General features: G+C 64.2%; 12 protein-coding genes and 1 pseudogene. 8 read left to right on the forward strand and 5 right to left on the reverse strand.

Annotation, left to right across the window (positions count from 1 at the left end; translation table 11 throughout):
- Positions 1-3: 3 nt before the first annotated feature.
- Positions 4-444, reverse strand: a complete 441-nt coding sequence (locus tag ACVDG8_RS17540) for a hypothetical protein (RefSeq protein WP_447255793.1) — start codon at positions 442-444, stop codon at positions 4-6.
- 137 nt (positions 445-581) lie between these two features.
- On the opposite strand from ACVDG8_RS17540, the gene ACVDG8_RS17545 reads away from it, so the two are divergent.
- From ACVDG8_RS17545 to ACVDG8_RS17560, 4 genes are all read left to right on the forward strand, one after another.
- Positions 582-1,964 (forward strand): aspartate aminotransferase family protein, encoded by a 1,383-nt coding sequence (locus tag ACVDG8_RS17545; RefSeq protein ID WP_447255794.1) that lies wholly within the window; start codon positions 582-584, stop codon positions 1,962-1,964.
- 11 nt (positions 1,965-1,975) lie between these two features.
- Positions 1,976-3,382: a glutamine synthetase family protein gene (locus ACVDG8_RS17550; protein ID WP_447257373.1), complete on the forward strand. Its 1,407-nt coding sequence runs from the start codon at positions 1,976-1,978 to the stop codon at positions 3,380-3,382.
- Positions 3,383-3,603: 221 nt separating this feature from the next.
- Positions 3,604-3,780 (forward strand): hypothetical protein, encoded by a 177-nt coding sequence (locus ACVDG8_RS17555; protein ID WP_447255795.1) that lies wholly within the window; start codon positions 3,604-3,606, stop codon positions 3,778-3,780.
- 306 nt (positions 3,781-4,086) lie between these two features.
- Entirely contained in the window at positions 4,087-4,599 is a 513-nt protein-coding gene (locus tag ACVDG8_RS17560; protein ID WP_455707803.1) for a UdgX family uracil-DNA binding protein, read from the forward strand.
- A 257-nt stretch (positions 4,600-4,856) separates the two neighbouring features.
- On the opposite strand, the gene ACVDG8_RS17565 is transcribed toward ACVDG8_RS17560, so the two are convergent.
- From ACVDG8_RS17565 to ACVDG8_RS17580, 4 genes and pseudogenes are all read right to left on the reverse strand, one after another.
- Positions 4,857-6,116, reverse strand: a complete 1,260-nt coding sequence (locus ACVDG8_RS17565) for a glycerate kinase type-2 family protein (RefSeq protein ID WP_447255797.1) — start codon at positions 6,114-6,116, stop codon at positions 4,857-4,859.
- The gene (locus ACVDG8_RS17570) at positions 6,113-6,616 is read right to left on the reverse strand and encodes a heme-degrading domain-containing protein (protein ID WP_447255798.1); all 504 of its coding nucleotides are present in this window, start codon (positions 6,614-6,616) and stop codon (positions 6,113-6,115) included. Before ACVDG8_RS17570 ends, ACVDG8_RS17565 begins: the two co-directional genes overlap by 4 nt.
- Before the next feature lie 74 nt (positions 6,617-6,690).
- Positions 6,691-8,003 (reverse strand): annotated as a pseudogene (guaD, locus tag ACVDG8_RS17575) (guanine deaminase).
- Positions 8,004-8,005: 2 nt separating this feature from the next.
- Positions 8,006-9,232 (reverse strand): urate hydroxylase PuuD, encoded by a 1,227-nt coding sequence (locus tag ACVDG8_RS17580; protein ID WP_447255799.1) that lies wholly within the window; start codon positions 9,230-9,232, stop codon positions 8,006-8,008.
- Positions 9,233-9,368: 136 nt separating this feature from the next.
- Between ACVDG8_RS17580 and ACVDG8_RS17585 the strand changes: the two genes are divergently transcribed.
- The 4 genes from ACVDG8_RS17585 to ACVDG8_RS17600 all read left to right on the forward strand — a co-directional run bounded on the left by ACVDG8_RS17585 (position 9,369) and on the right by ACVDG8_RS17600 (position 12,597).
- Positions 9,369-10,289, forward strand: coding sequence for a LysR family transcriptional regulator (locus ACVDG8_RS17585; RefSeq protein WP_447255800.1), 921 nt, complete (start codon positions 9,369-9,371; stop codon positions 10,287-10,289).
- A 102-nt stretch (positions 10,290-10,391) separates the two neighbouring features.
- The gene (locus ACVDG8_RS17590; RefSeq protein WP_455707804.1) at positions 10,392-11,120 is read left to right on the forward strand and encodes an LLM class flavin-dependent oxidoreductase; all 729 of its coding nucleotides are present in this window, start codon (positions 10,392-10,394) and stop codon (positions 11,118-11,120) included.
- Positions 11,117-11,350, forward strand: coding sequence for a hypothetical protein (locus ACVDG8_RS17595; RefSeq protein WP_447255802.1), 234 nt, complete (start codon positions 11,117-11,119; stop codon positions 11,348-11,350). The genes ACVDG8_RS17590 and ACVDG8_RS17595 overlap by 4 nt, the downstream gene beginning before the upstream one ends.
- Complete coding sequence (locus ACVDG8_RS17600; RefSeq protein WP_447255803.1) at positions 11,347-12,597, forward strand: LLM class flavin-dependent oxidoreductase; 1,251 nt, start codon at positions 11,347-11,349, stop codon at positions 12,595-12,597. The genes ACVDG8_RS17595 and ACVDG8_RS17600 overlap by 4 nt, the downstream gene beginning before the upstream one ends.
- Positions 12,598-12,601 lie beyond the last annotated feature (4 nt).

Raw genomic sequence — 12,601 nt, forward strand, 5'->3', positions numbered from 1 at the left:
CGCTTATTCGGCTCCGCAGGATACTTTGCCGGTGACTTCAACCGGTTTGCCGTCCTTTTCGGTATCCGCCGCGGCATCATGGATGGCGAGCGTATAGCGGCCATCATAGACGCCTTTGTCACTGGCCTTGGTCAGGATCGTCAGCTCGACCGAGTTGTAGGTTGGCGCGGCCTCATGCTCGCGATAGACGTTCAGCCGCAATTCCTTGGCGTCGAGCCAGTATTGCGTCAGGTTCGAATTCTCGAAGACGATTTTGCGAAGGCTGTCGCCGGCAGGCCTGCTCCGAATTTCGAGATCGCCGCGGAAGTTGAACGTCGGGCTGCCCATGCCGGTGGTGATGCCGGCATCGACCTGGAATTTTGCCGCAGCGTCGTCGGCTGTGCACCAGAGGCCGCCGGTGGCAAAGGCCGCGCCGGTCGACAGGAACAATGTCGCAGTGCACAAGCCCGACCGTATTGGCGCCAGGCTTTGTCTCAAGGTCAAGCGCCGGTCGGCCATCGCTGAACCAATGCAGGGCGACCAGGCGGCCAATTGCGGTTGCGAACAGCGATTGGCTAGAGTGCCCCGGCAAGGGAGCCATCATGCATTCAGTCGATCATTCAAGGACTTCAATCGGCGGCATCGGCCGCGACCGCATCGCCGAACTGCGCGAAACGGAAGCAGCCGCTTTCCGCAAGGCGCGGCCGAAGTCCGAGGCCAAGGTCGGCAACGGCATGGCCGGCTTCCTCAGCGGCGTGCCGATGCACTGGATGAGCGATTGGCCGACGCCGTTTCCGATCCTGGTCGAGGCTGCGAAGGGCGCCTCGATCACCGACATCGACGGCAACAGGCTCGACGATTTCTGCCTTGGCGACACCGGCTCGATGCTGGGTCACTCGCCGCCGGCCGTCGCCCGCGCCATCCGACGGCAGGCCGGCCGCGGCCTGACCTATATGCTGCCTTCGCAGGATGCATTGGCGATCGGCCCGCTTCTGCAGCAGCGCTTCGGCCTGCCCTACTGGCAGATCGCGACGACCGCCACCGACGCCAACCGTTTCGCGCTGCGCGTTGCCCGCGCGGTGACCGGACGGGAGAAGATCCTGGTCTTCAACGGCTGCTATCACGGCTCGGTCGACGAAACGATGGTGCGGCTGGTCGACCGCAAGCCGGTGAATAGGCCCGGCCTGGCCGGCGAATTCCGCGACCTGACGCGGGCGACCGGGATCGTCGAGTTCAACGACATAGCGGCGCTCGAAGCAGCGCTGGCGGACCGCGACGTCGCCTGCGTCATCACCGAGCCGGTGTTGACCAATTCCTGCATGGTGCTGCCGGAGCCGGGCTTCCACGACGCGCTGCGGCGGCTGACCCGCGCGGCCGGCACGCTGCTTCTGATCGACGAGACGCACACGATCTCGACCGGCCCCGGCGGCTATACGAAGAAGCATGGGCTGGAGCCGGACCTGTTCGTGCTCGGCAAGCCGGTGGCCGGCGGCGTGCCGGCAAGCATCTGGGGCATGAGCGAGGAAGTCGCCACCCGTTACGGCGCCTACAATCGGACAAAGGAGCCCGGCTATTCCGGCATGGGCACGACGCTGTCGGCCAATCCGCTGCAATTCGCCGCGATGCGCGCGACCCTGGAAGAGGTGATGACCGAAGACGCCTATGCCCATATGGACCGGCTGGCGCTGCTGCTCGACACCGGGCTGACGGCGGCGATCAAGCGTCACAAGCTGCCCTGGCATGTCGCGCGCGTCGGCGCCCGCGTCGAATTCATCTGCGCGCCCGGACCGCTCAGGAACGGCGGCGAGGCGGAGACGGCGCATGCGCCGGAGCTCGAAGCCGCCATCCATGTGGCGCTGGTCAATCGCGGTGTGCTGATCGCGCCGTTCCACAACATGATGCTGATCTCGCCGGCGACCACAGCCGCGCAGGTGAACCGGCTGATCGCCGCCTTCGGCGCGGTTGCCGCCAGGCTTGCGGCATGAGACAAGCTGCCATGGACAATCCAAGCGCCGTTGCGACCTCACCTTCCGGCTCGACGCCTGCCGAGGCGAAGGCCTTTCTCGACGCCCATCCCGAGATCGAGGCCTTCGACATCGTCTTGACCGACGCCAACGGCATCGGTCGCGGCAAGATCGTGCGCCGGCACGAGCTGAAGAGCATCTTCGAGGGCGGGCGGCATATGCCGATCTCGATCCTCGGCCTCGACATCACCGGCGAGGATGTACACGACACCGGACTGATCTGGGACACCGGCGACGGCGATCTGCGCGCTTGGCCGATCCCCGGCACCTTGGTGCCGCTCTATGGCACCAAGCCGGCCCGCGGCCAGGTGCTGATGGCGATGTATCACCTCGACGGCCAGCCGATGCCGTCGGACCCGCGGCTGGTGCTGGCACGCCAGGTCGACCTTTTGGCGGCAAGGGGCCTGCATCCGGCCGGCGCTTTCGAACTCGAGTTCTTCCTGCTGTCCAACGAGCGCGACGCGGATGGCAAGGTGCAAGCCGCCCGCGCGGTGCTCGACGGCCGGCGCTCGGCCAAGACCGAGGTCTATTCCGTCGACCATCTGCACGGCATGGAGCCACTGTTTTCCGACATCTATGCCGCGGCAAAAGCGCAAGGCATTCCGGCCGAGACCGTCATTTCCGAATACGCGCCGGGCCAATACGAACTGACGCTCAACTACCGCAAGGATGTGCTGCGGGCGGCCGACGACCTCGTCATGCTGAAGCGGCTGGTGCGTGCCCAGGCGCGCCGGCACGGCGTCACCGCCTGCTTCATGGCCAAGCCGATCGAGACCTATGCCGGCTCCGGCATGCATTTCCACGTTTCGCTACAGGACGATCATGGCCGCAACGTCTTCACAGAAGCCGCCGGCGAAAAATGGTCGCTGAGCCTGCTCAACGCGCTTGGCGGCCTGATCCACACCATGGCGGAATCGATGCTGGTGTTTGCGCCGCATGCCAATTCGTGGCGGCGCTTTGTCTCGCAATCCTACGCGCCGGTGGCGCCGACCTGGGGCGTCAACAACCGATCCGTGGCGCTGCGCGTGCCGGCCGGCGACGCCAAGAACCGACGTATCGAGCATCGGCCGTCCGGCGTCGACGCCAACCCCTATCTGGTTGCGGCAACGGTCCTGGCGGGGATCGTCAAAGGCCTGGACGAGGGTCTCGACCCCGGACTCGAGACGACAGGCAACGGCTACGAGCAGACTTCGGACGCATCGGCGATGCCGGTCGATTGGCGCGCCGCGATCGAGGCCGCCAGAGCCTCCGATTTCCTGAAAGCGGCGCTTGGCCCCGATCTGCATCGCACCTTCGTGGCGATCAAGCAGGCGGAATATCTGCGTGTCGCGCGCACGGTCAGCGAGCTGGACTATCACCTCTATCTGCACGAGGTCTGAACGCATACCTCACAGGCACGGCGATCATTTTTTTCCGCCGACAATCAAAAGTTAGGCAGTGTCTCGGTTTGAAATCAACCTGCCAAATGCTCGCCAGACCGGCGGTCATAAGAAGGTACGATTCCATACAGAAATTTCACTTGAAAGGCCGATTTCGGCGGACTTATAAAAATCGATGGTGACCATTGCCTTCTAGGGAGGCTGCGATGGGTTGCGTGGAGATGAATGACAAGATTGCGCCTTGCATTGAAGTGGTCGAAGCCTGCGGCGAATGGTTTGTCCGCGTGGTCGAGGAAGACCAGGAAATTACCCGCTCATTCGAACTGGAATCATTCGCTCTAGCCTTTGCGGAAGGCCAGCGGATACGCCTGGGGCTTACCGGTTTCAGGCGGCTGTAAGCCAAGCGGCGGACGCCTCAAGGTGAAAGCCATGCAGAAGGAGATGCCGAAGAAATATTGGCGGAACCTTCCCGAGGCCTCGCTCATTCCAGTTCCGATAGCAGGAGCGGACAGAGCCGCATCAGCCATGATCGCCCGTATGCCGACCAGCCCAGCAGCGCATAACGCCAAGGTCCAGGCCAGGCACTGGCCGGCGCCGCAGCCGGACGATGTCGGTGAGACGGAAAGCGCCGACACGATACCGGAACTGCGCGACCTGGCAGAGGCTGCCGTCGCTGCCCGCTGTGGCGCGACGCGACGCAGACCGTGTTCGGCGAAGGACCGCAAAACGCCGATGTCGTCTTCGTCGGCGAACAACCCGGCGATCATGAGGACCTTGCCGGCAAACCCTTTGTCGGGCCGGCGGGCAAAGTGTTCGGCAGCATTCTCGACGACGCCGATATCGACCGGCACAAGGTCTATGTCACCAATGCGGTGAAACATTTCAAGTTCGAGCCACGCGGCAAGCGGCGCATCCATTCCAAGCCGAATGCCGGTGAGATCCAGGCCTGCCGCTGGTGGCTCGGCAAGGAACTCGACCTCATCAAGCCGAACCTCGTGGTGGCGCTGGGCGCCACGGCGGCGCAGTCGCTGCTCGGCAAGGCGGTGCCGATCACCAAAATGCGCGGCGATGTTGTGGAGCGCGAGGATGGGGTCCGGGTGTTCCTGACCATCCACCCCTCCTTCATCCTGCGCATCCGCGAACAGGAGGACAAGGAGGCCGAGCGCGAGCGGTTTTTGAAGGATATGCGCAAGGTGAAGCAGATGATGGCTGCGTGATCGATCGCGCCGCCTTGGCGATTGGCCGAAACGCCCATCGGTTCGTCATCCACGGGCGAAGTAAGGAGCGAAGCGACGCGGCGCAGACCCGAGGATCCATGCCGCGACTGTCGAGCGCCGTTGCGGTGCAGAATTCTGCTCCGCTTGCACTCTACGGCCAAGGTCACGGAATGGATCCCAGGGTCTTCGCGACGGAGCTTCGCTCCTGCTTCGCCCAGGGATGACGACGTTGAGAGGCTTCGGCTCCCAAGAGCGAATTACCGAACGAGAATCGCCCTCAAATCATTCACATTCGTGCCTGTAGGACCGGGCACGAACAAATCCCCGATCGCGTTGAAGGCCGTCCAGGCATTGTTGCCTGCCAGCATGGCCTTAGCGTCGACGCCCGCCCCGCGCATGCGCGCCACGGTCGAGCCATCGGCGAAGGCGCCGGCATTGTTCTCGGAGCCGTCGATGCCGTCCGTGTCGGCCGCCAAGGCATGAATACCCTCGACGCCATCGATGCCGAGGGCGAAGGCGAGCAGGAATTCGGAGTTGCGACCGCCCTTGCCTTTGGCGCGCAGCGTCACCGTCGTCTCGCCACCTGACAGGATCAGCACAGGCTTGGCGAAAGGCCGGTTGCGCGTCGCCACCTCGCGGGCGATCGCGGCATGGACGCCGCCGACCTCGCGCGCCTCGCCCTCAATCGAATCCGACAGGATGACGGCTTCGATGCCTTGTCGCTTCGCCTCAGTGGCGGCGGCTTCAAGCGAGACGCCGGCGGAGGCGATGAGATGGACTTCATTGCCGGCAAAGCGCGGATCGTCGCGGCTTGGCGCATCGGCGGCCGAAGATTGGATATGGGCCATCACCGAAGCCGGCAGCTTCATGCCATAGGCGGCGATCGATGCCAGCGCGTCCTCGCGGCTGCCGGCATCGGGGATGGTCGGCCCGGACGCGACCAGCGCCGGATTGTCACCTGGTATGTCGGAGACGACCAGCGACACGACCCGCGCCGGATGGGCCGCGGCGGCCAGGCGACCGCCCTTGACGGTCGAGACATGCTTGCGAATGGTGTTCATCGCCGCGATCGGCGCGCCGGAGGCAAGCAGCGCCTCGTTGACGGCGATCTCGTCGGCCAAGGTCAGGCCGGAAGCCGGGGATGGCATCAGCGCCGAGCCGCCACCGGAGATCAGCGCCACGACCAGGTCGTCCGCTGTCAGGCCGCGCACCTTCTCCAGCAGCCGGCAAGAAGCTTCGAGACCGGCGGCGTCCGGCACCGGATGCGCCGCCTCGATGATTTCGATGCGCTCGCATTTGGCGCCATAGCCGTAGCGGGTGACGACCAGCCCGTCGATCGGACCGTCCCAGGCTTTCTCGAAGGCCGCCGCCATCTGCGCCGAGCCTTTTCCCGCGCCGATGACGATCGTGCGGCGCTTCGGCTTCGCCGGCAGATAATTGCGGATCGTCTTTTCCGGATCGGCGGCGGCGACAGCGGCGTTGAAGATCGAAACGAGGAAGGACTTGGGATCGGTCATTTTTCTTCCGGCGGCAGCGCAAGCCCGTTTGCATCGATGCCGAGATAGGCACAGAGGGCATCGACCACGACACCGTGGTCCTGGCGCTCGGGCAAGCCGGAGACAGCAACGACGCCGATGACGCCGGCGCCCTTGACGGTGACGGGAAAGCCGCCGCCGGCCAGCACATAGTCGGCAATGTCCAGCGCCTCACCGACCTTGAAGGTGCGATCGGGCCGCTGCTGCTCCAGCACCAGGCGGTAGGTGCTGCAAAGATAGCGCCTGACGACATTGATCTTGCGCCGCGCCCAGTCTGGGTTGGAGGCATTGGAGCCCGGCATGGCGGCATAGAAGAGCGGCCTGTCCCACAGCCTGATGTCGACAATGATCGGCAGCTTTTCGGCCAGCGCCCGGTCCCGGATCGCAGAGCCGATCTTGAAGGCCACGGCCTCGTCAAAGGCCGGAAAGACCAGCGCGGCTTCCTGTTTCTTGATCAGAGCGATGTCGTCAGCGGCGGCCATGGCGTTCCCCTGTCAGCGTCGATGGAGGGTTTGGCCGATGGCCGAGGCGGGGTCAAGCGAAGAGCGCATTGTGCTTAAGGAACAATCGCACTCTTCGCCGGCCGGCCCGCCACATAGACCTCGCGCACGACGCGATCGTCGCCCAGCGTCTGCAACAGGAAGAGCTCCTCCGCCAGCGTTTCGACCGTTTCCATCCTGAGCCGCATGCCCGGCGTGGCGCTGGCATCGAGCACGACGATATCAGCGTCCGTGCCTTTATCCAGCGTGCCGACCTTGTCGGCCACCGAGAGCGCCTCGGCGTTGCCGCGCGTCAATTGCCAGAAGGACTGGAACGGGTTCAGCTTCTCGCCATTCAGGGCGATCACCTTGTAGCCCTCGTCCATGGTGCGCAGCATCGAATAGTTGGTGCCGCCGCCAACATCGGTGGCCGCCGCGATCCTGAGCGGCTTCTCACGCCTGCGGTAGCGCTGGTAGTCGAACAGGCCCGAGCCAAGGAAAAGGTTGGAGGTCGGGCAGAACACCGCCACCGAACCCGTTTGCGACAGCGCATCGGCCTCGCGTCCCGACAGATGGATGCAGTGGCCGAACAGGCTTTTTTGCCGAGCAGGCCGTAATGCTCATAAACGTCGGTGTAATCGCGCGACCAGGGGTAGAGCTGCTGCGTGAAGGCGATCTCGGCGTGATTTTCCGACAGATGCGTCTGCATATGCAATTCGGGATATTCGCGGCAGAGCGCGCCTGCCATCTCCAGCTGCTCGGGCGAGGAGGTGATGGCGAAGCGGGGCGTGATGGCACAGAGCTGGCGGCCCTTGCCGTGCCATTCGGCGATCAGCGCCTTCGTATCGTCATAGCTGGTCTGTGGCGTGTCGAGCACGCCTTCCGGTGCGTTGCGGTCCATCATCACCTTGCCGGCGATGTTGAGCATGTTGCGGTCGTGCGACTCGGCAAAGAAGGCCTCCGCCGAAGATTTGTGCACCGAGCAATAGGCGGCGACCGTCGTCGTGCCGTGGCGCAGCATCTCGTCAAGGAACAGCCTGGCGATACGGCGGCCGTGCTGGGCGTTCTGGAACTTCGATTCTTCCGGGAAGGTGTATGTGTTCAGCCAGTCGAGCAGTTCCGCGCCATAGGAGGCGATGATCTGCATTTGCGGCACATGCACATGCGCATCGATGAAGCCCGGCAGCAGGAGATGCGGCCGGTGGTCGACGGTCGCGACAGCCGCGCCCGCCTTCTTTGCGACTTCGGCATAGGGACCGGCGGCGATGATCTTGCCGCCATCGATCAGCAGGCCACCATCTTCCTCATAGCGCCAGGCCGAATGGTCGTCGACAGTTTCTGGCCAACGCAGGAAGGACAGCGTGCGGCCGCGCAATAATTTCAAGGTCATGCTTACTTTCCGGCGCCTTCGAACCAGGCCACCAGAAGGGCCCGTTCCTGGTCTGTTATGTGGCTGACATTGGCCGGCGGCATGGCATGCGCCCGGCCAGCCTGGATGTAGATCTCGCGGGCGTGCTCGGCGATGCGCGCGTCGGTGTCGAGCATCACGCCTTTCGGCGCATGATAGATGCCTTCATAGACCGGCTCCTCGGCATGGCACATCGAGCAGCGGCCGAGCACGGTGTCGCGCACGGCCGGGAAATGCGCGGAAGCCATATAGACCTGCGCGGCGGAAGAGGCAGCCGAGGTCTTCGGCTCGCCGGTCAGCACCTTCGGCACGGTCGACAGCCAGACGATGATCATGAACAGCACGGCAGCGCCCAGCCAGGTCCAGGTCGGATTGCCTTTGCGGGCGTGCACGGTGTTGAAATAGTGCCGGATAAGGACGCCGATGATGAACACCAGCGAGGCGATGACCCAGTTGAATTGGGTGCCGAAGGCCAGCGGGTAGTGGTTGGACAGCATCAGGAACAGGACCGGCAAGGTCAGGTAGTTGTTGTGCAGCGAGCGCTGCTTGGCGATCTTGCCGTATTTCGGGTCCGGCTTGCGGCCGGCAATCAGGTCGGCAACGACGATCTTCTGGTTGGGAATGATGATCATGAAGACGTTGCACGACATGATCGTGGCGGTGATGGCGCCCAGATGCAGGAAGGCGGCACGGCCGGTGAAGAGATGCGTCAGCCCCCAGGCGATGAAGACCAGCACGCCATAGAGCACCAGCATCAGGCCGGTATCGCTTTTGCCAAGCGGCGAACGGCAGAGCAGATCGTAAACCACCCAGCCCGAGACGATCGTCGCCATCGACAAGAGAATGGCGACCGGAACGGACATCGGCAGCACGTCGGGATCGATCAGGAACAGATCCGCGCCGGCGTAATAGACGACGCAGAGCATGGCGAAGCCCGACATCCAGGTGGCGTAGGATTCCCATTTGAACCATGTCAGGTGTTCCGGCATCTCGGCCGGGGCCACCAGATATTTCTGGATGTGGTAGAAGCCGCCGCCATGCACCTGCCATTCCTCGCCGAAGGCGCCGGCAGGCAGGCCGGGACGCTGGCGCAGGCCGAGATCAAGGGCGACGAAATAGAAGGACGAGCCGATCCAGGCGATGCCGGTGATGACATGCAGCCAGCGGACGGCGAAGCTCAGCCAGTCCCAGAAAATCGCGAAATCCATCATTGAAATCGTCCCTGCCGATCGGGTGACTTTACGGTGTGCAGCGCAAACGAAAAGAGGCGAGGTGCGCGATGACTTTCAAAAAAAATGGAAAATACTAGGCTCGTTCCACGCAGTTGCATAAAGCCACGGAAACCGCATGGCCTATCTCGACAACATCGCCGTCTTCGTCCGCGTCGTCGAGCTCGGCAATCTGTCGGCCGCGGGCCGTGATATGCGCATCTCTCCGGCTGTCGCCTCCAATCGTATCAAAGAGTTGGAGAAGCATCTGGGCGTGCGGCTGTTCAACCGCACCACAAGGCAGTTGATGCCGACCGAGCATGGCACGGTGTTCTACACCGGCGCCAAGCAGGTGCTGGACGCGATCACCGAAGCGGAAGCCGCGGTGTCGGCGCTCTCCGGCCAGCCACGCGGCACGATCCGGGTGACGGCGCCGCTCGGTCTTGGCAGGCGGCTGATCGCGTCGGGCATTCCGGATTTTCACGACCGCTATCCCGATATCGAGGTGCGGCTGAGGCTCTCCGACCACAATGTCGACATCATGAAGGAAGGCATCGACGTCGCCTTCCGGCTCGGCATCATCGAGGATTCCAGCCTCAGGATGCGTGGCATCATGGAATGCGAGCGGGTGCTGGTGGCGGCGCCAAAGTACTTGGAGGCGCGCGGCGAGCCGACCGAGCCGCAGGAATTGATCGGCAAGAAGCACGATTGCCTGATGCTGCGCTATGCCGGCGCGCGCGAATATGTGTGGACGCTGCAGACGCCGGCGGGCCCGCAAAAGTTCGAAGTACACGGCCCCTATGACACCGATGACGGCGACGTGCTGACTGGCTGGGCGCTGTCGGGGCGCGGCATCATCAACAAGCCGCGTTTCGAGGTCGAGCCGTTCATCCGCGACCACCGGTTGAAAGTGATCCTGCCCAAGGCGCCGCCGACGCCAGTGCAGTTCGCCGCCGTCTATCCGCACAAGAAGCTGCAGGACCCGAAAGTACGGTTGCTGCTCGACTTCATGGCCGAACGCTGCCAGCGGCTGATCAAGGATCTCCTGGCCGGCAAGTAGGGGTTGGCAAGTAGGGGCCGGCAGGCGACTGGCCGGCAAGTGACGGCGCGCTGGCCCATTCGACAGGCTTGCCTTGCGCGCAGGCGGGCTTAGCTTCGCCTCATGCATCTCGCCATTTCGCTCAACATCGCTGCCGCCAACGCAGAGCCAGTGCTGGATTTCGGCCGGATCAGCGGCTTTGTGCGGCAGGCGGAAGCGGCCGGCGTCGACATGGTCATCATCTCCGACACCGCGGATCGGCCATCGAGCAGCCCGTTCGAGGCGACGACGCTGCTGGCGGCCCTGGCGATGGTGACCGACAGCATCGGACTGGTGGCCAGCGCCTCGACTTTAGCGCATCAGCCCTACAATCTGGCGCGCCGGTTTGCTTCGCTCGACATCATCAGCCACGGCCGCATCGGCTGGAACGCGACGTTGGCGCAGAACCCGCGCGAAGCGGCCAATTTCAGCCGACCCGAAGGTTTTTCCGACAATGATTTTCGCCGCCGCGCCAGGGAGTTCATCAACATTGTGCGGATGTTGTGGATCGGCTGGGATCGCGACGCGCTGCTGTTCGACAAGGCAGCAGGCCGCTTCCACGACCCGGACAAGATGCACCCTATGAACTTCACCGGCGAATTTTTTTCGGTGCGCGGGCCGCTTAATGTCGCTCGGTCGCCGCAGGACAGGCCAGTGCTGGCGATGTCCGGCCTGACAGAAGCTGATTTCGATCTCGCATGCGGCGCCGCCGACGTTGTGCTGTTCGACGGACAGTCACCTGAGGCCCTGAAGGTTCTGTTGGCGACCTCAAGCGCCGAGCCGCCGCCATCGGCCGTAGGCCGGAGACAATGAAGGTCCTGCAGACGGTCACCATTGGATCCGAGCTAGATGCCGACAGGCTCCAGGCTTTACTGGACACGAGCGGATGCGATGGCCTCGACCTGGCATTGCAGGCTGACGGTGCGGCGCTCGAGAATTTTGCCGACCGCGTTTTGCCGGAACTTCGACGCCATGGCATTGCCGGCCAAGGCCAGCAAGGCACAACGCTGCGTGCACATCTTGGGCTTGGAGGTGCGAAATGAGCGCGCGCCAGATGAAGCTCGGCCTGTTCCTGTGGGCGACCGGCCACCACATCGCCGCCTGGCGCCATCCGAAGGCCCATGTAACGGCCGGCATCGACATCGACCATTACATCCAGCTCGCCCGCACGGCGGAAGCGGCGAAGTTCGATATGATCTTTTGCGAGGACGCCGCCGGCCTGCGCGAAGCCAATGTCCAGATCGCCAGCCAGACCTCGCGCTCGATCGGCTTCGAGCCGATCAGCCTGCTGTCGGCGCTGGCCGCGCAGACGGAGCGCATCGGCCTCGTTTCGACGGCATCGACCAGCTACAACGAACCCTATGGACTGGCGCGGACCTTTGCCTCGCTCGACAATCTGAGCGGCGGCCGGGCCGGCTGGAACCTTGTCACGTCTGCGAGCCCGATCGAGGCGGCGAATTTCGGCGCGACGGGCCTCAGGCCGCATGCCGACCGCTATGCGCGGGCGCGCGAATTCGCCACCGTCATCACCGGCCTGTGGAACCGGCGCGCCGCCGGCCATGACGGCGAGAGCTTTTCGGTGCGCGATCCACTCGACATCCCACCCTCGCCGCAAGGCGCGCCGGTGATGGTCCAGGCCGGAGCCTCCGACGACGGCAAGGACCTTGCCGCGCGGACCGCCGATGTCGTCTTCTCGGCCGCGCAGACTTTTGAGGACGCCAAGGCCTTCTATGACGACCTCAAGGGACGGCTGGCCGCCTACGGACGCGAACCCGACGATGTGAAGATCATGCCCGGCGTGGCGCCGGTGGTGGCGGCCACCGAAGCCGAGGCACGCGCCAAGCATGATGAATTGCAGGAATTGATCCCCGACGATGTCGGCGTGGCGCTGCTCTCCAGCTATCTCAGCATCTCCGATCTCGGCCGCTATCCGATCGACGGGCCGCTGCCCGAACTGCCGGAAAGCGAAGGCATGAAAAGCCGGCAGGCGCTGGTCATCGAGCAGGCGCGCCGCGATGGCCTCTCCATCCGGGGGCTCGCGCGCTATTTTGCCGGCGCGCGCGGCCACTGGCGCTTGGTCGGCACGCCAACCCAGATCGCCGACGAATTGCAGGCGCGCTTCGAAGGCGGCGCCGCCGACGGCTTCAATGTCATGCCGTCATGGTTTCCGGGCGAACTCGATGCGTTCGCCACGTTGGTGGTGCCGGAGCTGCAGCGGCGCGGCCTGTTCCGGAAGAACTATGAGGGCCGCACACTGCGCGAGCACTTGGGCCTGAAGCGGCCGGCTTAAGCGG

The sequence above is a fragment of the Mesorhizobium sp. ORM8.1 genome, assembly GCF_053005525.2.